Source organism: Modicisalibacter luteus DSM 23508, from assembly GCF_000378505.1.
GTDB classification, from domain to species: domain Bacteria; phylum Pseudomonadota; class Gammaproteobacteria; order Pseudomonadales; family Halomonadaceae; genus Modicisalibacter; species Modicisalibacter luteus.
The window spans coordinates 110,137-131,238 of the sequence record NZ_KB899993.1; the positions used below are offsets into that span (position 1 = coordinate 110,137).

The window sequence follows — 21,102 nt, forward strand, 5'->3', positions numbered from 1 at the left end:
ATTCGATACGTGGGGGTGATATGGCCAAGGTACTTTTGCCCGTAGCCGACGGTAGCGAGGATATCGAAACGGTCACCGTGATTGACGTGTTGCGGCGTGCCGAAGTTGATGTATTGGTAGCCTCGGTCATGCGAGAGGTCGATGTAACCTTGGCGCGGGGTACCCTGCTGACAGCGGACGTCACGCTGGATGCCGTGGATGAGTCGCAGACATTCGATGCCATTGTCCTACCGGGCGGCATGCCTGGAGCGTCACGGCTTCGCGATAGCGAGGCGCTCAAGCAGCGCCTGCTACAGCAGCGCGAGGCTCAGCGCTGGATTGCGGCGATCTGCGCCGCGCCTGGCGTCGTGCTGGCCGCACACGATCTGGTGCGTGGGCACGACGTTACTGGGTATCCTGCCTTTCAGGCACCATTGGCCGATGCGGGAGGTCACCTCAGCCAGCGCTGTGTGGTCGAGGATCGTCGTTTGGTGACTAGCCAAGGTCCGGCAACCGCCATGGCGTTTGCCCTGCATCTGGTGGGTCTGCTCGTCGATGAGGAAACCGAGGCGCGTATCGCAGAAGGTCTATTGGTGGACGTCGCTTCGTCCGAACGCCACTGCTGATTCACTTGGGCTCCTGACTCGGCTTGGGCACAATGGGCCTCCTCGAGTCAGGAGCCCAAGCATGCCATCCAGCGAACGCACCGCCGCCCACTCAGCCTCCGTTTCCGGCGCGAATCGATGCGCTCCATCCAACTCTATCCTGCTGACAGGGCCAATTGCCTCCACGCTGTTCAACAAGTCGCTTCCCGTCATCGCTGGCATGATCGCGATGATGCTGTTCAACCTCGTCGATGCATGGTTCGTTTCTCGACTGGGCACTGCGGAGCTGGCGGCAGTATCGTTCACGTTTCCGGTGTCTTTTGCGGCGATCAGTCTGGCGATTGGTTTGGGGATCGGCACTTCCGCTGTGGTCGGGCGACGGCTGGGACGCGGCGAGGTGGAAACCGTCCGGCGTCGGGCGACGGACGCCTTCCTGCTGTCATTGCTAGTAGGAATCATTGTCAGCGTGGCTGGGTTAATGACGGTTTCACCATTGTTCACCGCGCTAGGGGCCGATCAGACATTGATGCCGCATATCCACGCCTATATGGGCGTATGGTATTTCGGGGCGGCATTCGTGATTGCGCCGCGCGTACTCAACAGCGTGCTGCGTGCCCAGGGAAATACTCTAATACCTGGCCTATTGATGGGCGCCGCCGCCTTGCTCAATGCGTTGCTCGACCCGCTACTGATTTTCGGTCTAGGGCCGGTGCCTGGACTAGGCGTCAGCGGGGCGGCGCTGGCCACCGTGATCAGTTGGGGCGTGATGACGCTGGGACTATTCGCCCAGCGCGATCTCAAGGCATTGATCGACTTGCGTGGACTAACTTTTCCCGCATTGATGGCGTCCTGGACCGAATTAGGAAAAATTGCGCTGCCAGCGGCCATTACCAGCGTATTCACGCCCATTGCCATGGCCCTGGTGACACGCATCGTTGCCGATTACGGGCATGCCGCCGTCGCGGCGTTCGGGGTAGGAACGCGTATCGACGCCATTGCCCAGATCGTTGTGCTGGCCCTATCGATGACATTGTCGCCATTCATCAGCCAAAACCAAGGGGCCGACCAGCCGGAACGCGTCAGGCGAGCAATCCTTGGCTGCTTCGCTTTCGTCCTTGTCTGGCAATTACTGATCTGGGGCGTGCTGCAGGGGCTGGCCCCCTGGCTGTCCGAAAGTTATGCCCAGACGCCGGAGGTAGGTGAAGTGTTGCGTACTTTCCTCTGGCTGGTACCGCTGGGGTTGGGTGCGCAAGGCGTGGTGATCCTGACCAACTCTTCTTTCAATGCCCTGCATAGGCCACGCCGCGCCTTGGTTCTCTCGGTGATTCGCCTGTTCGTGTTATTCGTGCCGTTGGCCTGGCTGGGTGGCCGGCTAGCCGGACCCATGGGGATCTTCGCAGGCATGCTCGGCGCCAATGTGATCATGGCAGTGATTTCGTGGCGCCAGATTCGCTCGGTCCTTAGTCATCGGTTAGGTGTTTAACAGGGGCTACCTGGGACGAATACGTCGCTGCAGGCCCGTCTCGGCAATCATGCGCGTGGAAATCTCTTCGATCGAGAAGCGCGTGGTGTCGATGTAGGGGACGTTATAGCGCTTGAATAGCGACTCCGCCTGATGAATTTCCTGCAAGCATTGATCGATCGAGCAGTAGCGGCTGTTGGGACGGCGCTCGGTACGAATTGCCGCCAAGCGGCGTGGGTCGATCGTCAGCCCGAACAGCTTGTGCCGATAGGGCGCCAGCGCCTTGGGCATCTTTAGCATGCCGTCTTCGTCGAGGTCGTCCTCGGTGAAAGGATAGTTGGCGGCACGAATGCCAAACTGAAGTGCCAGATAAAGCGAAGTAGGTGTCTTGCCGCAGCGTGATACCCCGACCAGGATGATGTCCGCCTTATCGTAGTGATGCACTCGTGCGCCATCGTCGTTATCGAGCGCGAACTGGACCGAGTCGATACGCTGCATGTAGGCGTCGTCGTGGCCGATGGCGTGGGTGCGTCCGACCGAATAGCTGGAGTGGGTATTGAGCTCTTCTTCCAGCGGGGCGAGGAAGGTAGTGAAGATATCCACCTTGAAGCCCGGTGCGCGAGTGATGATTTCGCGAATCGTCTGGTCGACGATCGTGTCGATGATGATCGGCCGTTCGCCGTCACGTACAGCGGTGGCTTCGATGACAGCAGCCAGGTTCTGAGCCTTCTCCCGGGAATCGATGTAAGGCTTGGTAATCATCTGGATGTCGCTGTTCTCGAACTGCGCCAGCAGACTGCGTCCCAGGGTTTCGGCGGTAATGCCGGTGCCGTCGGAAATGAAAAAGGCGGTGCGGGCCATGCCGTATCTCCCGGTAATGAGGCTTGGAAAGCCCATGCATTGTCCCGCGTCGTCCAAGACGCGGCAACCGGCACGCCGACTACATAATTCGTCAGAAAACGGGCAGTGTTGTAAAAAAACTCCAGTGACTTCGCTATTAGACTAATGGCTAATAAGCGCAGCGATTGTTAGGGTGAGTAACATCTTACGAAGCCAGTCGTGACTGGCGCCGCGCTGCGCGCACCGCACAAGGATTGGGAGGTCTCTTGGAAAACTATATCGAATGGTTCGATCGCCTGGGCATGGATGACGTCGAGCGAGTTGGCGGCAAGAACGCATCTCTGGGTGAGATGATTTCCAACCTGGCCGATGCCGGGGTCACCGTCCCGGGTGGTTTTGCTACCACGGCATTCGCCTATCGTGAATTCCTGGCTCATGAAGGGCTCAAGGAGCGCATCGACGAAGCCCTGTCGCGTCTGGATGTGGACGATACCGATGAGCTGGCACGGGTCGGCGCTGAAATTCGTCAATGGGTTATCGATACACCGCTACCTCCGCAGTTCGAAGCTGCCTTGCGCGATGCCTACCGTGAGCTTGAATCCCGGCATGCCAACCTGAAGGTGGCGGTTCGTTCCTCGGCGACAGCAGAGGATCTTCCAGATGCTTCGTTTGCGGGGCAGCAGGAGACCTTCCTTAACATTGAAGGCTTCGATAACGTCAAGCGTGCCGTTCACGAGGTTTTCGCGTCGCTTTTCAATGACCGAGCGATCTCCTACCGCGTGCACCGCGGCTTTGCCCATGATCAAGTCGCGCTGTCTGCAGGGGTGCAGAAAATGGTGCGCTCGGAAACCGGAGCGTCGGGGGTCATGTTCACCCTCGATACCGAGTCCGGCTATCGCGATGCTGTGTTTATCACCGGCTCATGGGGGCTGGGGGAAACCGTTGTGCAGGGCGCAGTCAATCCCGACGAATTCTACGTGCACAAGCCGACACTGGCTGCGGGCCGTCCGGCGGTACTGCGTCGTACGCTCGGCTCCAAACTGATCAAGATGACCTATACCGACGACGCTTCGGCGGGCAAGTCGGTCCAGACCATCGATGTGCCGCTCGCCGATCGCGCGCGCTTCTGCATCAGCGACGACGACGTCATGGCATTGGCACGCCAGGCAGTGACCATCGAGCAGCATTATGGCCGGCCGATGGATATCGAGTGGGCGCGGGACGGTGATGACGGCAAGCTCTATATCGTCCAGGCACGCCCCGAGACCGTGGTGTCGAACCAGGAAGGCGGTAAGCTCGAACGGTTTCAGCTCAAGGAGAAAGGCCGCCTGTTGGTGTCCGGCCGCGCCATCGGCCAGCGTATCGGGAGTGGCGCCGTCAAGGTGATCGAATCGCCCGAGCAGATGAGCAAGGTCCAGAATGGCGATGTGCTGGTCACCGACATGACCGATCCCGACTGGGAGCCGGTGATGAAGCGCGCCTCGGCAATCGTCACCAACCGCGGCGGACGCACATGTCACGCGGCGATCATTGCCCGTGAGCTGGGAATCCCCGCAGTCGTCGGGTGTGGCGACGCCACTAGCCTTCTCGAGGATGGACGCGAAGTCACCGTTTCCTGTTCGGAAGGTGACACCGGTCATGTCTATGATGGCCTGCTCGATTACGACTGCAACACCACCAGCGTCGATAGCATGCCGGAGCTGCCGTTCAAGATCATGATGAACGTCGGCAATCCGGACCGCGCCTTTAACTTCGCCTCGTTGCCCAATGCCGGGGTGGGGCTGGCGCGACTGGAATTCATCATCAACCGCATGATCGGCGTGCACCCCAAGGCGCTGATGGAATACGACCAGCTCTCTGCTGACTTGCAGCAAATCATTGACGTGCGTACAGCCGGTTATGCCGACCCGGTCGCGTTCTATGTCGACAAGTTGGTCGAAGGAATCTCGACCTTGGCGGCGGCATTCTATCCCAAACGGGTCATCGTGCGTTTGTCGGACTTCAAGTCCAACGAGTACGAGAACCTGATCGGTGGCAAGCATTACGAGCCGGGTGAAGAGAATCCCATGCTTGGCTTCCGCGGGGCGTCACGTTACATCTCGGACACCTTCCGTCCTTGTTTCGAGCTGGAGTGTCGGGCGCTCAAGCGTGTCCGCGACGAGATGGGCCTCGATAACGTCGAGATCATGGTTCCCTTCGTGCGTACGCCGGACGAAGGACGAGAGGTCGTCAAGTTGCTCAATGCCAATGGCCTGAAGAGCGGCGACAATGGACTCAAGATCATCATGATGTGCGAGCTTCCGTCCAATGCGCTGCTGGCCGATGAGTTCCTTGAACACTTCGACGGTTTCTCGATCGGTTCCAACGACCTGACCCAGCTGACGCTGGGGCTGGATCGTGATTCCGGCATCATCGCGCATCTCTTCGATGAGCGTGACCCTGCCGTCAAGAAGCTACTATCCATGGCCATCCAGGCCTGCAAGGCGCAAGGCAAATATGTCGGGATCTGCGGGCAAGGCCCCTCGGACCATCCTGAACTCGCCAAGTGGCTGATGGAGCAGGGCATCGATTCGGTCTCGCTTAACCCCGATGCCGTTCTTGAGACCTGGTTCATGCTTGCAGGGGAAACATTGGGCTAACGACCCCTAATCCGAGAATCGGCGCCCGGCATGGATTGCATGCCGGGCGCCGTGCTTTTAGCGGACAATAAAGGTTTTTAGACGACGTCTTTTTAGGCCGTATAGATGAGCGCAGCGATTGTCTTATGAATGGAGCCAATTGCGCAGTTTAACCAACAACAGCTCCCCATCGCTAAGCGTCGAGCGTTCTGCCAAAACTTCAGCAAGGACATCCGGACGGTCGGTAATGATATTGTCGACGCCCAGGTCGATCATGCGTGACATTTCGCTACGGCCGTTAACGGTCCATGCGTGTAGTTGGTAACCCCGGCGATGCGCGGCTGCGATACTATCTGGGGTTATACGATTATGGCGAAGGCCTAACGCATCGATAATCGTGGTGTCCAGACCGCCACGAACCACGAACTGAGCGAATAGGGTCGTTTTCAGATGTGGGGCTTGCTGTTTTACTTCCCGGATGATCTGTGGCGAAAGTGACGCCATGATCACCTCGTCCTGGCGTGCCTCTGGCAAGCGGTCGATGACCGCAGCGACCAGCGCCTGTGCATCGCCCGGAGCCGGCTTGAGCTCTATGTACAGATTGATTCGGCCACGTGTCAGCCGCAGGACTTCATCAAGGGTCGGGATGGGCTGACCGGCAAACGTATCGCCAAACCAGCTCCCGACGTCCACTTCTTTCACCTCATCCAGCCTCATCTCATCGATGTCCCGGTCCAGGCCGGTCAAGCGTCTCAGGCTGTTGTCATGCGAGAGAACCACTTCGCCATCGGCGGTCAGGCGAACATCGATTTCGACATAATCTGCACCATCGATAATGGCCTCTTCGATGGCTGCCAGGGTGTTCTCCGGTGCTTTCATCGAACTGCCACGGTGGGCCGTGACCTGTACACGATCGCGGATCTCGAAGCTGTTCAGCACCGAGGACGCCTGGTAGAACGCAAAAACCAGAACCAGTGCCTCAGCACCCCAGGCGACCCAGCCGGGATGACTGCCCTTCGGCGGCGCGGAGGGCTTTGGCTGGTGATGCGCCAGGCGTAAATAAAGGCACCCCACCAGCATGCTGTTAAATGCTACCCCTACGAATGTCCCTGCCAGTGCCAGCAGGCCGTAGAGGGTCAGATAAAGCAGCATGGCTGGGATGAGTACACTGACCCGTTCAGGCAGCCACTGCAGCATTGGGGTGATCAGGGTATCGAATCCTGCCGTGACCAAGGTCGGCAGCAAAAGAATTGCCGTGAGTGGAATGGCAACAGGAAGACTTAGTCGGGCCTTGACGCCGTATGTCAGCGCACGACTACGTGCCAGCGCCTGGCGAGCAGACAACCGTTCAAGCATCAAAGCAGGCAGGGCCAGCGCCCAGCGCAGGTAGAGCCTGGCTGCCAGCCATAGCCATAACAACGCCAGAAGCGCCGCGGCAAGGAAAAACCACCATAGTTCTTGAGGTTTGGCCTGCGTCACGTAATAGCTTTCATAGCCACCAAGCAACGCTTCGTATAGCCAGACCAGGATCAGTAAAAAGGGTAGCGCGAGCAGCAAGTGTGCTCCGACCTTGACCAGAGTTAGCGTGGCGAGGCCGATGAAGCGCTGGAGTACACCCCAAGAGGCATCCAGCGCCATGCGATAGCGATTGCCGCCGGGGTGTACGGTGATCAGGAGCATGCCAGCCTGTTGCAAGAATAGAACCAGGAAGGCAAGGGCAACGACTGCCAGCACCCAGATCAGCCCTACCGGAGACAGGATCACTGCCAGTAACTGGTCGTTGGTGAGCACTGGCCGGCCAATGCGTTTGAGTAGGGCGGCCAGCGAGCTGGCTGAAGCTGGTAGCAACAGCGTAGCGGCCAGTAGGGTGAAAAAAAGATGGTAAGCGACTAGAGGACGCCAATGGTCACGCAGAGTGGCCACGACATCGGCGAACAAGTGATGCAGCGTCAATGATGTGGGGGTTTTCTCGGACATGCTCCTAGCGTTGCACTTTATTAGAAAAAGTGCCAATAACGGCTATGCGTGAGGCCCGCTAGCTGCGAGCGGACCGGCTACGAGAACTTCATCGTGTCTGAGAAGGCCGAGCTAGGGCAGACACTTTCATAAGTCTAGACGTCCAGAGTGAGGCGGGATTCAGCTACCACGATGCCATTATTATCGGCATAGACCCACTGCCCGGGGCGCAGGGTAACGCCGGCAAAGGCCACCGCCACGTCTCGCTGCCCTTCACCGTGCTTATCACTACGACGCGGATGTGCGCCCAGAGCTTGCACGCCCAATTCCGTCTCGGCGAGAACATCGATATCACGCACGCAACCGTACACGATGACGCCGGCCCAGCCATTGTCAGCGGCCTTTTCGGCCAGCATGTCTCCCAGCAGGGCGCAGCGTAGTGAGCCACCACCGTCGACCACAAGCACGGCCCCATCTCCCGGTTCGGCAACTGCCTCCTTGACACGGGAGTTGTCCTCGAAGCACTTGACAGTGCGCACGGGACCGCAGAAGGCATCTACACCTCCAAAGTTGGCAAACAGCGGGTCGAGAACCCGCACGCCGGGATGGGCGTCGCAGATATCCGGTGTCACGATATGGCTCATGTAATTTCTCCTGGATGGGTTTTTGGATAGTGCCACACTCACACAACAAGAAAACCCTGCCTTGGGGGCAGGGCGTGTAGGTTAGCGACAGGAGATACGGCTGAAGACCTGACCCGAACCGTCAGAAGCGGAACCCGGCCGAGGCCGTGAACGTGTCGACGCGATAATCGCTGTCGACATCGTAATATTCGTATTCGGTGCGCAACAGGAACGGAGAAAAGTCGAACTGCGCACCAAACCCGTAGACGGGGTTGGTGCCTTTATGACCTTCGAGTTCGAAACGTGTCCCGTCGTCGAGATTGCCTTCCAGATTGCTGTCCCAGCGAGCGATGCCGGCCTTGGCGAACGCAGTAAGCCAAGGAGAAAACGCCATCTGGCCCACCGCGCTCATGCCGTAGGCACTGGATTCGAAATCACTGCTGGCTCCACTGCTATCCTCGAACCGAATGCGACCCAGATAGGTATAAAACATTTCGGCGGCAAAGTAGGGGGTGAAATCGTAACCCACGAACCCCTTGAAGACATTCTGGTCATCCTCGAATGCTTTCTTGCCAGGCTGTGAAGAAAGCATGTCATTCATTGGCGTCTGTCTGTCATCGCCTTGGGTGCCGATGCCTGTGCCCACGAAAATACTTTCCCTAGGCTCAGCTGAAGCCGGCAGCGAAACAGCCGCCAGGCCAAGGAAGGCGGAGCCCAGAAAGACGCTGAGCAATATCCAAGTCTGCACGGGAAATCTCCCTGTGATGCGACAAGTCTTCGTTATCGTGATCGTCAACCGCTGACACGAGCATGGTTGGCGCCGTTGAGAATAGGGCGGATAACTTACGTGCATTAAAAGTAAGCCCGACAAAGGCTGCCGACAAGGGCGGCTAGGTTACGGCGGGTAACTACTGTTTCAGAGGTGTACTATAAAGAGGACGACTTCCCACCGATACCAATGGGAAGTCGTTTATTGCACTGACTAATTAACTGCGTCAGAAGCGAATGCCGGCAGAGGCAGAGAAACTATCGATCTTGTAGTCACTATCGAAGTCGTAACGTTCGTACTCGGCACGAACGAAAGCCGGAGAAAAGTTCAGCTGGGCTCCAACACCATAAACGGGATCGGTGCCATCCTGGTCTTCCAGATCAAAGTCGGCACTGCCCAGGTTGCCATCGACGTCGGTTTCCCATTTGGCAACTCCGATCTTGGCAAAGGCGGTAAACCATGAGGTGATCGGCAACTGACCAACGATACTTACACCGTAGGCATCCGACTCCAGATCGGTGTTTGCTTCATTATTGCCTTCCAGGCGTGTCCGGCCCAGATCGGCATAAAACAGCTCAGTGGCGAAGTAAGGATTGTATTCGTAACCGACAAACCCCTTGAACGAGTTGTCGTCGTCATCGATATCGAAGTCTTCTGAGCCGGTATCGATAAAATCGTCGACTTCGTCACTGTCATTCTTCAATGAACTGAATCCGGTACCAACGCCTAGATAGAGCCCTTGGCCGTTCGGTGCCGCCATGACAGGAGAGGCTGCGGTACACATGATGGCAGAGGCCAGTGATGCAGTGACTAACGTTTTGAATTTCACGGTTCTCCTGATGACGCCAGATATTGCTAACCGGCAATGTATGAAACGGCGTCCTGCCGTGTTTCACGCCATGTAACGACCGTTTGATCAAGACGTCAGAAATTTAAGTCGAACACTGTTTGGCAGCAAGTTTTCCTGCGTTATAACAGGTAGCTTTTTGTATAAAAAAACGCCCCGTCATGGACGGGGCGTTTCGGTCTTCGATTCTAGGACGGCTAGCGTCCCAGCGATGTTGCGAGCATCGGAACCAAAGAATCAAGCTTCCTGTGCGACAGGAATCGCATTCGAGGCCATTTTCTGATATTCCTCGATTTCATGGAAGTTCATGTACCGGTAAATTTCACCGGCCATGGCATTGAACTCGCCCATGTAACCCATGTACTCCTCCACCGTCGGTAGGCGACCAACTACTGCGGCCACCGCAGCCAGTTCTGCCGATGCCAGGTAGACGTTAGCACCATCGCCCAGACGGTTGGGGAAGTTACGGGTCGAAGTCGAAACCACGGTGGATTTGGGTGCGACACGTGCCTGGTTACCCATGCACAGTGAGCAGCCCGGCATTTCCATCCGTGCCCCGGCACGACCATAAATGCCGTAGTAGCCTTCTTCAGTCAACTGATGCTGGTCCATCTTGGTCGGCGGCGCCAGCCATAGGCGTGTCTTCAAACTGCCGGCCGGCTGCTTTTCCAAGAGCTTGCCCGCGGCACGGAAGTGGCCAATGTTGGTCATGCATGAGCCGATGAAGACTTCATCGATGGTTTCGCCGGCCACATCGGAAAGCAGGCGCGCATCGTCGGGATCGTTGGGCGCGCACAGCACGGGCTCGGTAATCTCGCTGAGATCGATCTCGATGACCTCGGCATACTCGGCGTCCTTGTCGGCACGCATCAGGCTCGGATTGGCCAACCATTCTTCCATTGCCAGGATGCGGCGCTCTAGGGTACGCACGTCGCCGTAACCATTGGCGATCATCCACTTGAGCAGCGTGATGTTCGACTTGAGATATTCGGACACGCGCTCGTCGGACAGCGTGATGGTGCAGCCTGCGGCGCTACGCTCGGCAGAGGCGTCGGACAGTTCGAAAGCCTGCTCGACGGTGAGGTCTTCGAGACCTTCGATCTCAAGAATGCGGCCTGAGAAGGCATTCTTCTTGCCGGATTTTTCGACCGTCAACAAGCCCTGCTTGATGCCATATAGCGGAATGGCGTGGACCAGGTCACGCAGGGTGATGCCGGGCTGGCGCTCGCCCTTGAAGCGAACCAGGACCGACTCGGGCATGTCCAGCGGCATGACGCCGGTGGCAGCGGCAAAGGCCACCAGACCAGAGCCCGCCGGGAAAGAGATACCCATCGGGAAGCGGGTATGGGAATCGCCACCGGTGCCTACGGTATCGGGCAGCAGCATGCGGTTCAGCCATGAGTGGATGATACCGTCGCCCGGACGCAGCGACACGCCGCCACGGTTCATGATGAAGTCGGGCAGGGTGTGGTGGGTTTCCACGTCGACCGGTTTGGGATAGGCGCTGGTATGACAGAACGACTGCATGACCAGGTCAGCCTGGAAGCCCAGGCAGGCGAGGTCCTTGAGCTCGTCGCGGGTCATCGGGCCAGTAGTATCCTGGGATCCCACAGTGGTCATCTTCGGCTCGCAGTACATGCCGGGGCGCACGCCTTCCATGCCGCAAGCCTTGCCCACCATCTTCTGAGCGAGGGTGAAGCCTTTGCCGCTATCGGCCGGCTGCTCCGGAGTCTTGAATACGTCGGACGGGCCCATGCCGAGCTCATTGCGGGCCTTGTCGGTAAGACCGCGTCCAATGATCAAAGGAATACGACCGCCGGCACGCACTTCGTCGAGGATGACGCGAGTCTTGAGTTCGAAGGTAGTCAGTACCTCGTCGGTACCGTGCTTGCAAACCTTGCCTTCGTACGGGTAGACATCGATGACATCGCCCATATTCATCTGGGAGACATCCATCTCGACGGGCAGGGCGCCTGCATCTTCCATGGTGTTGAAGAAGATCGGAGCGATCTTACCGCCGAAGCAGAAACCGCCAGCGCGCTTGTTGGGCACGAACGGAATGTCATCGCCGAAGAACCACAGTACGGAGTTGGTGGCCGACTTGCGTGAGGAGCCGGTGCCGACCACGTCACCGACGTAGGCGACCGGGTAACCCTTGGACTTCACTTCGTCGATCTGGGCCAGCGGCCCCTTGCTGCCGGGAACTTCGGGCTGGATGCCTTCGCGCTCGTTCTTGAGCATGGCGTTGGCGTGCAGGGGGATGTCCGGGCGCGACCAGGCATCCGGAGCCGGCGACAGGTCGTCGGTGTTGGTCTCGCCGGGGACCTTGAACACGCTCAGGGTGATCTTGTCGTCCAGCTTGGGCTTGGCCAGGAACCATTCGGCGTCGGCCCAGGATTGCAGAACGTCCTTGGCAATGGCATTGCCGGCCTTGGCACGATCGGCGACGTCGTGGAAGGCATCGAACATCAGCAGGGTGTGCTTGAGCTGTTCGCCGGCTTCCTTGGCTAGGCTTTCGTCATCGAGCAACTCGACCAGCGTGGCGATGTTGTAGCCACCCTGCATGGTACCCAACAGCTTGACCGCATGGACTTTGTCGATCAGCGGCGATTCGGCGTCGCCCTTGGCGATGGCAGTGAGAAAGCCGGCCTTGACGTAGGCGGCTTCGTCGACACCGGGCGGTACGCGATCGGTGATCAATTCGAGGAGAAACTGTTCCTCACCCGCCGGCGGGTTCTTGAGGAGGTCGACCAGCGCAGCGGTCTGCTCGGCGTTCAGCGGCTTCGGCGGCACGCCCTCGGCAGCGCGCTCCTCGACATGTTGGCGGTAGGCTTCAAGCACGTTGGGGATCCTCATCTATTTTTCGGATTCCATGAGCGATCGGAGGGGGATACATCGACACATGTCGATGAAAGACGACCCGGTGACAGGCGACCCCGACCGCTGACAGGCCGCCGCGATTCTACGCGAGAATGTCGACAATGTTAAGCGAAGCCCGGCCGTGTGGCGTTCCACTTTGGTCGGCGCTGTGTAATACAACAACACAAACCTCTGTTTCTCTATCGCTGACACGAAACTGTCGCGTTACCATGATGCGCTTGAAGAGGATCTGCCATGACGCAACGTATTGCTTCTCCCTGCGTCGGGTTGTGCTCCACCACGGTGGGTGACACCGCCTGTCGAGGGTGCCAGCGCAGCGATACTGAGATACGCGACTGGTTTGTTTACGACGATCAAGAACGGCAGCGGCGTATGGACGAACTGGACAGGCTGCGGGTGGCGGTTGCGGAGGAATATCTGCAAGTCACTGATGCCGAGACGCTTGAGGCACAACTCGTCCGCTATCGCATTCGCTTCCGCGAGGGGCAGCCGCCGCTGTCGCGTGCGGTCGAGCTTTTGCGTGTCGGACGAACCCGAATCGTCGATCTGACCCGTTACGGCCTGCAGCCCTACGGTAAAGGTCTGCAGCTTTCTGCCGATGAATTGTATGAGTCGATTAGCCTGGCATTGCTTGAGCATGCTCAGAAGCGCAGTCAGGTGCATCGACTTGATCAACCAACATGATGACGACCATGCCCGATACCGTAGAGGCGTTGCTGCCTGCCGAACTGCTCGACTTTCTTCCCTGTGCCACGCCAGAGGCATGGTGTGATGCTGCGCTTGAGAATCAGGAACTGTTGCTGATTGATCATGCGCAGTGCGAGAAAAAGGCGGCATCGACCGCCATGAGTTTGATGTATCGCTATGTCGATAGGCCATTATTGTTGACAAAGATGTCCCAACTAGCCCGGGAGGAGCTCCTGCATTTCGAGCAGGTGGTCAAGCTGATGGAGACGCGAGGTGTGGTCTATCGCCATCTCAGCGCGGCACGCTATGCCGAGGGGCTACGCAGCCATGTGCGCCGAGACGATCCCGGCCGACTCATTGATATCTTGATTGTCGGGGCTTTCATCGAGGCGCGCAGTTGCGAACGCTTCGCCCGGCTGATTCCACGTCTCGATGACGAGCTTGCCAAGTTCTATCGCTCTCTGGTTAAGTCGGAAGGACGTCATTATGAAGACTATTTGATGTTGGCCCGACACTATGCCACGGCACCCATAGACACGCGTATTGCCTTCTTCGCTGACCGCGAGCGAGAGCTGATCGAGGCTCCGGATACGGCCTTCCGTTTCCATAGTGGCTTGCCTGCCGCGGCCTGAGGCAACCTGGGGCTGGGCGGTGACGCCTTGCAGTCGTAGACAGAACAATGCAGGAACTGACAACAATGATGCGGACCGATTCCGTAAATACACAGTTAACGCTGTTCGGTCATTTTTCTTTGAGCCTGGGTGGCGATACGTTGACCCAGTTCAGTTACGACAAGGTCAAGGCACTGCTTGTCCACCTGTTGCTGCAGGGCCAGCCGGTCAACCGTGCCACGCTTGCCGAACTTCTATGGCCAGACCAGGGGCTTTCTTCAGGACGTACCAATCTTCGCCATGCGTTGCATTGTTTACGTCAGAGCCTGGGTGACGACGCCGAGCGCGTGTTGGTGGTGTCCCGTCAAACGATCGCGTTCCAATTGCCGGAGCAATGGCAGTTCGATCTGCATCAGGTCGATTCGTTGTTGGCCGAGACGCCCGATGTGGAACGTCTTGAGCAATTACTTTCCCTGTATAGAGGCGATCTGGCGGAAGAACTCCAGCTCTCCCAGTGTGCTGAGTATCAGCGCTGGTTGGTACGAATTCGCGGCGAATGGCGCCAGCGCGTCATCGCTTATGCTGAACAGGTCGTCAATTCGTCGTCGGACGTTCCGGATGCATTGTTGCGTACGCTGGTCAGCCGTTTCTCAGGCTACGCCCCCTTTCATGAACGCTTGATCCGACAACTGCTAGATCAGGGCCAATCTGCCGCTGCCCATGAAGAATACAATGCCTACCTGCAGTTGCTGGCCTTGGCAGGACAGCAACCCGACCCGGGTATTCTGCAACTGGCGCGTTATTGGTCCGACGCCCCGGCGGAACCGCAGCCAGCAACGCCACAGGGGGCCTATTCCCGTGCGCTTAGCATGGACAGTCAGCCACTGCATGACGAGGAAATCGATCATCGGCAGCTTTCCGTGATGGCGATTCGTCTGAGCTTGCACGGCGAATGGGAGGAACGTAGCGAGGTCAGGGCCTGCCTGGCACTGCAGATCGAACTGCTGCGCTGGCTGGAGCAACAATGCCATCATCTTGGGGGGTTCTGGCTGCCCGGAGCGACAGGTGGCCTGGGGCTGGCTTGCTTTGGAACTCACGGCCCGGCGCATCAATTGGCTGAACTGGTCGCGCTATATGAGCATTGCCGGCGTGCCCTGCCGGATGAGACAGCGCGCCTTTGGAGCGGCGATAAGCCAACACCACAGTTTTCGCTGACAGCGGGCCTTCACAGCGGACGTGTCGTTTATCTACCTGAACGTCAGTTGGTCGATCCCTTGGGCCAGGTAACGCAGCGCTCGTTGGAGTTGATGAGTGCGGCAGGGGGCAGTGAGCTGGTCATTTCGCAGGAGGCCAGCCAGCACATGCCGCCAGCGCTCGATCTGCAGCCCCGTCTGGCATCGCGTTTGGTAGCCAGTGACGGCAAGATACGTTTGCGTGCACTTGTGCTCGGTACCGGTGAGGGCGGGCGTAGTACGCTGCCACCGGCATTGGTCGGGCGTGAGAATGCACTACGCAAAATGCGGGATGCCCTGGCCCGAGCCGGCATTGGCTTGCGGCAGAGCGTGCTGGTGCAGGGCGCGTCGGGTATGGGCAAGTCGGCGTTGATGGTGGGGTTCAGACAACTGGAACAGAGCCAGGACGCCGCGCTGTGTTGGATCTCGACCACCCGTATGTCTATGCAGGAGCCTTATGGCGTAGCGCGATCGCTGTTGCGCTGGCATTGGCAGGACGAGCTGAGCCGCAACGCCTTGCATGCCTTGCTGGAAATGCAGGGTGAGACGGCGCTGATAGCCGATGTAAGCCGTTGCCGCTTGCTTCATCAGGCGCTGGGGCTCGAGGCTCCGGAAGAACACATGGCCGTTACCCAGAACGGCGAGGCGGTGGAGCTTGTCGTCCGCGTGCTGCATGGCTTGATCGAGCGCATCACGAAGGATAAGCCATTAGTGCTCATGGTCGACGACTTACAGTGGATCGATGAGCCCTCGTTGAAGGTATTGTCCGGTCTGCAAGCGCGGCTGCCCATCAATAGCCCCTTCCTGCTGGTGAGTAGTTATCATGGTCGAGAATCGCTGCCGGTTAAGCTGCATTGGGATCAGCAAATCGTGCTTGGACGGCTCGATGCCATGCAGTCGTCGCGCCTGTTGTCGCAATTGGCGCGACGCTACCGTTTGCACCTCAGCCCGAGACTGCGTAGTCAACTGATCGAGCGCTGTGATGGCGTTCCCCTTTATCTGCAGGAAATCTGCCGACGACTGGACATGGATCGCCGTGAAGGGCGCAGCGTTCAGGTCGATGAGCTGCCACATGGCTTGCTTGGGCTGTTGGCCAGCCGTATCGATCAATTGGATACCGACCGCCATGTTGCCCATGCCGCTGCAGTGCTCGGTCGTCAGTTCCGTCTCGATTTTCTCAAGGAGTGCTGCGGAGTCGAGGAAGCTCGGCTCAAGAAGGCGTTGGACCAGATGATGCGCCTGGAAATCATCGAGCACTGCGAGGCAGGTAGCGAGTTCGAATATCAGTTTACGCATCCGCTCTTGCAGGAGGCGGCCTATCTTTCCTGTCCTCGGGACATTCGCGCCCGTATTCACCAGCAGGTTGTCGGTCTGATCGAGGAGCGTTTCCCGATGTGGATCAGCCGCAACCCTGGTGATTTCGCCGCGCATCTGCGTCGCAGCGGACACTATGCTCGCGGTGCCCGCTATTTTGAGCTGGCGGCTCGGGAAGCGCTCAAGGTCAGTGCCAACCGGACAGCACTGCGCATGGCGGATGCCGGTCTGGCGAGTTTGCGTCAGGTCGAGAATCCGGTGGAACGTGAGATCAGCCTGCTGACCGTCAAAGGGCAGGCTGCCTTCGCCCTGGAGGGGCATGGTTCGCCAACCGCCCATGAAAGCTTCGTAAAAGCGCGTGAACTGATCGAGTGTTCGCCCTGCGCCGACGAAGAGACCGAACTCGAGCAGCGTTTTCTGGTCAAGTGGGGGCTTTGGGTGGGCTGCAGTCAGCGCTATGCGAATGCCGATGCGTTCTCATTGGCGTCGCGCATGGCAGCGTTGGCACAACAACTCCCCGACCCGCGATACCGCCGGCTGGCAGAGTATGCCCAGGCACATTGCGAGTACTGGGCGGGGAGAATTCGGCAGGCGCATGACCATTTGCAGGAAATCGACCCGCTCAATCAATCGATGATGCTGGAGTGGCTACCGTTTTCCGATCATCCGCAGGTGGCAGCGGCCTGTTATCAAGGCTGGGCGCTATGTCTGCGTGGGGATTATCATAATGCCGAAGTCCAGATGGAGGCGGCGATTCGCCTCGCCGAACGCTTCAATCATCCCGGGTCCCTGGCACTGGCGCTGATGTATGCGGCTACGCTATACCGGCAGTTGGGACATGTTCACTTGGCAGGAGCCAGGGCAGAGCGCGTTTTTGAGTTGACGCAGACCCTAGATCTGCACCTCTGGCACATGACGGCTCAATGCGCCCTGGGTTGGCACAAGGCGCTGACTGGTGACCGTGCCGGGCTAGCCATGATCGAGACCGGTTTGGAGGAGTTTTCCGAATTGGCCGGACGCGACCGGTACCAGCGGCCCGTACTCTGGTACGTGGATGCTTGCATGTTTCTGGGGGAGCTGGCGCGGGCCGAGGACTACCTGGATCAGTGCTTGCTGATGGCACGCGAGCGTAATTCTCTCTATGTGCCAGAACTTTCCATCCAACTTGCCAGGGTGTATCACGAGCTGGGCCGTCCCCTTGAGTCAGTTCGCAAGCTGGCTGAGCAGGCGTTGAAGCAGGCACGTGAACACGAAAACGTTCATCACGAGCTTTATGCGCTGGAGTTCTGGCTGGAGGTCGTCGATCCGGATGACATTAGTACGCGTGAGGCGCTACGCCGGGTCCTTGGCGAAGTTTCGCAGAGCGATGCACCGGTACTGGGGCGGTGGCGTACGTTATTGAACCATCGTCTGTCGGGCGATCTGGCCAGTTCTCGGGCCATCAACGCCGAGTAAGTCTGTTTGGCATCCTCAACACCATGCCGGGCGCTGCTATTGGCAGCGCTCGGCATGGTGTTGAGTGAGCGGTTAAAGGTTTAGTAGGTGAAGCGAAGCAGTTCGGGCGGTCCGGCCGCATCGATTTGTATTTCCCAGCCTTGGTGTGGCTGCCAGTCGCCCAACACGATACGTTGTGCTGGCTTTCCTTCGACCGTCAAATCATGTACAGCGGGGCGGTGGGTATGGCCGTGAATCAATATGGGGGTCCGGTGTTGCGCCATTTCGCGCACGACCTCGTCCGGCGTGACATCCATGATGTCTTCCGCCTTGTTGGAGTTGGCCTCGCCTGACTGGTTGCGCAAGTTGCGGGCCAGTTCGAGCCGTTGCTCCACGGGGAGGGCCAGGATCTGCGCCTGCCACTGGGGGTCGCGAGCCATGCTTCGAAACTTCATGTAGGCCTCATCACTAGTGCAAAGGCTGTCGCCATGCATTAGCAGGACTCGCTGGCCGCCCAGCGTGACAATGCTGGGGTCAGGCAGAAGGGTGGCGCCGGTGGCCTGTGCAAATCCCTCGCCGATCAGGAAGTCGCGATTTCCATGCATGAAATAGAGTCGCGTACCGCTGTCGCTTACCTCCTTGAGTGCCGCCATGATGCGAGTCTCGAACTCTCCACGGTAGTCGTCTCCGATCCAGGCTTCGAAGAAATCACCAAGAATATACAGTGACTCGGCATGGCGGCCGCGCTCATCGAGATAGCGCAGGAAGCCCTGAGCGATCTCGGGCGCGTCGGCATGCAGGTGCAGGTCGGAAATCAGTCGTATCGTCATGCGTCCATACCGTTACTGGTAAGGGGCTTTTCTTGGCGTTACCCAGCACATGGGAGCCTCGTCATGAAGTGACCCGCCGAAGCGGGCCACTGTCGCTCAGTCAACGATTTCCGCACGTTGTATCACGACATCTTCAGCCGGAACGTCGGCATGCATGCCGCGGCGAGTCGTAGGGACAGCCTTGATGTTCTCGACGACGTCCATGCCTTCAATGACTTCTCCGAACACGCAGTAACCCCAACCCTGTAGGTTCTTGCCGCGGTGGTCGAGGAAGTCATTGTCGGCCAAGTTAATGAAGAATTGGGCAGTGGCCGAGTGCGGGTCCTGAGTGCGCGCCATGGCGATGGTGCCTTTGCGATTCTTCAGGCCATTATCGGCTTCGTTATCGATCGGCTCGCGTGTGGGTTTCTGTTCGAAGTCGGTGTCGAAGCCCCCGCCTTGGATCATGAAGCCGTTGATCACTCGGTGGAACAGCGTATTGTCATAGTGGCCGTCACGCACATATTGCTCGAAGTTCGCCGCCGTCTTGGGGGCGTTCTCGTGATCGAGCTTGAGGTGGATTTCGCCGTGATTGGTATACAGGACGATCATGGAGGATTCCCAACTGTCAAAAATGGTGCGCCTTGGCGAAGCGCTTGAGCGTCGCGCTATAATAGCGTCTTTCGTTCTACGCGCGAAGCCGGTTCATCATTGCCGCTTCGTCATTCGCGATACCAGAGGTTCACGGACACCCTATGACCACCGAGAGTAACAGCGCCCCGAATTTCATACGCAACCAGATCAGGGAAGAGATCGAAGCGGGCTCCGTCGATACCGTCGTCACCCGTTTTCCTCCGGAACCCAATGGATTTCTGCATATCGGCCACGCCAAGTCGATCTGCCTGAACTTCGGGATTGCCGAACAGTTCGGTGGTGGTTGTAACCTGCGCTTCGACGATACCAATCCGGCCAAGGAAGAGCAGGCTTATATCGATGCCATCAAGGCCGATGTGGAATGGTTGGGATTCCAGTGGGCCGGTAATGTGCGTTATGCCTCGGACTATTTCGATCAGCTCTATGCTTGGGCCCAGCATCTGATACGCGAGGACAAGGCATATGTCGATGATCTGTCCGCCGAAGAAATCCGGGAGTATCGCGGTACGCTGACAGAGCCGGGGCGTCCAAGTCCCTACCGTGACCGCTCAGCCGAAGAAAACCTGGACCTGCTAGAGCGCATGCGCACCGGGGAGTTCGCTGAAGGCGAAAAGGTGTTGCGCGCCAAGATCGACATGGCGTCACCTAATATTAACCTGCGCGATCCGGTTCTCTATCGCATCCGTCATGCCAGCCATCACCAGACGGGCGACAAATGGAAGATCTATCCTTCCTATGACTTTGCCCATGGCCAGTCGGATGCCATCGAGGGTGTAACCCATTCGCTGTGTACGCTGGAATTCGAGGATCATCGTCCTCTTTATGACTGGTTCCTTGAAAATTTGCCGGTCCCGGCACGCCCCCGTCAGATCGAGTTCGCGCGCCTGAACCTGGATTATACTGTCACCTCCAAGCGCAAGCTTAAGCTTCTGGTGGATCAAGGAATTGTCGACGGTTGGGATGATCCCCGCATGCCGACCATTTCCGGTATGCGTCGGCGTGGTTATACCGCGAACTCAATACGCAAGTTCTGCGACATGATTGGGGTCACCCGGGCCGAGGGGGGCATGGTCGATATTGCGATGCTCTATCACGCCATTCGATCCGACCTGGAAGACAACGCGCCGCGTGCCATGTGCGTGCTCAAGCCGCTCAAGGTAGTGCTGACGAACGTGCCGGAGGATCACGACGAGGTCTTCGAAGTGCCGGGGCACCCGGCGCGTGACGACATGGGCGTGCGTAAGCTGCCGTTGAGTCGCGAGATTTGGATTGATGCCGACGACTTCATGGAAGAACCGCCCAAGAAGTTCTTCCGTCTGGCGCCGGGCAAGGAAGTGCGCCTGCGTAACGCATATGTCATCCGGTGCGATGAGGTCATCAAGAATGCCTCGGGCGACATCGAGGAGCTTCGTTGTTCGGTGGACTTCGACACGCTCGGGAAGAACCCTGAAGGCCGTAAGGTCAAAGGGGTGATTCATTGGGTCAGTGCGGCCCATGCGGTGCCGGTCGAGGTGCGTCTCTACGATAATCTCTTCCAGGTCGAGGCGCCGGATCGTGATCGTGACGTCGATTTTCTGGAACACCTCAACGAGGATTCGCTGAGCGTGGTGGAAGGCTATGGTGAGCCGAGCCTGGCAGAGGCCAACCCCGAGGATCGCTTCCAGTTCGAGCGGGTGGGTTATTTCTGCGCTGACCGTCATGCCTTGGCTGAGGGCAAGCGTGTCTTCAACCGGACCGTCGGTCTCAAGGATACCTGGGCCAAGATCCAGAAGAAGGGGTAAG

Annotated in this window: 15 protein-coding genes; 7 read left to right on the forward strand and 8 right to left on the reverse strand. The window is 58.3% G+C overall.

What is annotated here, in order from left to right:
- Positions 1–20: 20 nt before the first annotated feature.
- Both F568_RS0108865 and F568_RS0108870 read left to right on the forward strand, forming a co-directional pair.
- On the forward strand, positions 21–605 hold the full coding sequence (locus F568_RS0108865; protein WP_019018364.1) for a DJ-1 family glyoxalase III: 585 nt from the start codon (positions 21–23) through the stop codon (positions 603–605).
- Positions 606–666: 61 nt separating this feature from the next.
- Positions 667–2,067 carry an MATE family efflux transporter gene (locus F568_RS0108870; protein ID WP_019018365.1) on the forward strand — a complete coding sequence of 467 codons (1,401 nt, stop codon included), beginning with the start codon at positions 667–669 and terminating at the stop codon, positions 2,065–2,067.
- Positions 2,068–2,073: 6 nt separating this feature from the next.
- Here F568_RS0108870 and ppsR read toward each other — a convergent pair whose 3' ends face one another.
- Entirely contained in the window at positions 2,074–2,907 is an 834-nt protein-coding gene (ppsR, locus tag F568_RS0108875) for a posphoenolpyruvate synthetase regulatory kinase/phosphorylase PpsR (protein WP_019018366.1), read from the reverse strand.
- A gap of 245 nt (positions 2,908–3,152) precedes the next feature.
- On the opposite strand from ppsR, the gene ppsA reads away from it, so the two are divergent.
- Positions 3,153–5,525, forward strand: a complete 2,373-nt coding sequence (ppsA, locus tag F568_RS0108880) for a phosphoenolpyruvate synthase (RefSeq protein WP_019018367.1) — start codon at positions 3,153–3,155, stop codon at positions 5,523–5,525.
- A gap of 123 nt (positions 5,526–5,648) precedes the next feature.
- Here ppsA and F568_RS0108885 read toward each other — a convergent pair whose 3' ends face one another.
- From F568_RS0108885 to acnB, 5 genes are all read right to left on the reverse strand, one after another.
- Entirely contained in the window at positions 5,649–7,481 is a 1,833-nt protein-coding gene (locus tag F568_RS0108885; RefSeq protein WP_019018368.1) for a glycerophosphodiester phosphodiesterase family protein, read from the reverse strand.
- A gap of 134 nt (positions 7,482–7,615) precedes the next feature.
- Entirely contained in the window at positions 7,616–8,104 is a 489-nt protein-coding gene (gene rraA, locus F568_RS0108890; protein WP_019018369.1) for a ribonuclease E activity regulator RraA, read from the reverse strand.
- Positions 8,105–8,225: 121 nt separating this feature from the next.
- Complete coding sequence (locus tag F568_RS0108895; RefSeq protein WP_019018370.1) at positions 8,226–8,831, reverse strand: outer membrane beta-barrel protein; 606 nt, start codon at positions 8,829–8,831, stop codon at positions 8,226–8,228.
- A 247-nt stretch (positions 8,832–9,078) separates the two neighbouring features.
- Positions 9,079–9,681: a porin family protein gene (locus F568_RS0108900; RefSeq protein WP_019018371.1), complete on the reverse strand. Its 603-nt coding sequence runs from the start codon at positions 9,679–9,681 to the stop codon at positions 9,079–9,081.
- A 255-nt stretch (positions 9,682–9,936) separates the two neighbouring features.
- Positions 9,937–12,540, reverse strand: a complete 2,604-nt coding sequence (acnB, locus tag F568_RS0108905; RefSeq protein ID WP_026300429.1) for a bifunctional aconitate hydratase 2/2-methylisocitrate dehydratase — start codon at positions 12,538–12,540, stop codon at positions 9,937–9,939.
- A 273-nt stretch (positions 12,541–12,813) separates the two neighbouring features.
- Between acnB and F568_RS22505 the strand changes: the two genes are divergently transcribed.
- The 3 genes from F568_RS22505 to F568_RS0108920 all read left to right on the forward strand — a co-directional run bounded on the left by F568_RS22505 (position 12,814) and on the right by F568_RS0108920 (position 17,878).
- The gene (locus tag F568_RS22505; RefSeq protein WP_019018373.1) at positions 12,814–13,263 is read left to right on the forward strand and encodes a DUF1289 domain-containing protein; all 450 of its coding nucleotides are present in this window, start codon (positions 12,814–12,816) and stop codon (positions 13,261–13,263) included.
- Positions 13,264–13,271: 8 nt separating this feature from the next.
- Positions 13,272–13,898, forward strand: a complete 627-nt coding sequence (locus F568_RS0108915; RefSeq protein WP_156817389.1) for a MiaE family protein — start codon at positions 13,272–13,274, stop codon at positions 13,896–13,898.
- 68 nt (positions 13,899–13,966) lie between these two features.
- Complete coding sequence (locus F568_RS0108920) at positions 13,967–17,878, forward strand: ATP-binding protein (protein ID WP_040476098.1); 3,912 nt, start codon at positions 13,967–13,969, stop codon at positions 17,876–17,878.
- A gap of 80 nt (positions 17,879–17,958) precedes the next feature.
- Here the strand turns inward: F568_RS0108920 and F568_RS0108925 are convergent, their stop codons facing one another.
- Entirely contained in the window at positions 17,959–18,687 is a 729-nt protein-coding gene (locus F568_RS0108925) for a UDP-2,3-diacylglucosamine diphosphatase (RefSeq protein WP_019018376.1), read from the reverse strand.
- A 96-nt stretch (positions 18,688–18,783) separates the two neighbouring features.
- Positions 18,784–19,278 (reverse strand): peptidylprolyl isomerase, encoded by a 495-nt coding sequence (locus tag F568_RS0108930; RefSeq protein WP_019018377.1) that lies wholly within the window; start codon positions 19,276–19,278, stop codon positions 18,784–18,786.
- A 143-nt stretch (positions 19,279–19,421) separates the two neighbouring features.
- Between F568_RS0108930 and F568_RS0108935 the strand changes: the two genes are divergently transcribed.
- Positions 19,422–21,101, forward strand: coding sequence for a glutamine--tRNA ligase/YqeY domain fusion protein (locus F568_RS0108935; RefSeq protein WP_019018378.1), 1,680 nt, complete (start codon positions 19,422–19,424; stop codon positions 21,099–21,101).
- The last annotated feature ends 1 nt before the right edge of the window (position 21,102 follow it).

Bases quoted from the DNA above. Each gene is read 5' to 3' on its own strand.
- F568_RS0108920 (WP_040476098.1), top strand. From the start codon at position 13,967: ATGCGGACCGATTCCGTAAATACACAGTTAACGCTGTTCGGTCATTTT.
- F568_RS0108885 (WP_019018368.1), bottom strand. From the start codon at position 7,481: ATGTCCGAGAAAACCCCCACATCATTGACGCTGCATCACTTGTTCGCC.
- F568_RS0108935 (WP_019018378.1), top strand. From the start codon at position 19,422: ATGACCACCGAGAGTAACAGCGCCCCGAATTTCATACGCAACCAGATC.
- rraA (WP_019018369.1), bottom strand. From the start codon at position 8,104: ATGAGCCATATCGTGACACCGGATATCTGCGACGCCCATCCCGGCGTG.
- F568_RS0108870 (WP_019018365.1), top strand. From the start codon at position 667: ATGCCATCCAGCGAACGCACCGCCGCCCACTCAGCCTCCGTTTCCGGC.
- F568_RS0108930 (WP_019018377.1), bottom strand. From the start codon at position 19,278: ATGATCGTCCTGTATACCAATCACGGCGAAATCCACCTCAAGCTCGAT.
- F568_RS0108915 (WP_156817389.1), top strand. From the start codon at position 13,272: ATGCCCGATACCGTAGAGGCGTTGCTGCCTGCCGAACTGCTCGACTTT.
- ppsR (WP_019018366.1), bottom strand. From the start codon at position 2,907: ATGGCCCGCACCGCCTTTTTCATTTCCGACGGCACCGGCATTACCGCC.
- F568_RS0108865 (WP_019018364.1), top strand. From the start codon at position 21: ATGGCCAAGGTACTTTTGCCCGTAGCCGACGGTAGCGAGGATATCGAA.
- F568_RS22505 (WP_019018373.1), top strand. From the start codon at position 12,814: ATGACGCAACGTATTGCTTCTCCCTGCGTCGGGTTGTGCTCCACCACG.
- F568_RS0108925 (WP_019018376.1), bottom strand. From the start codon at position 18,687: ATGACGATACGACTGATTTCCGACCTGCACCTGCATGCCGACGCGCCC.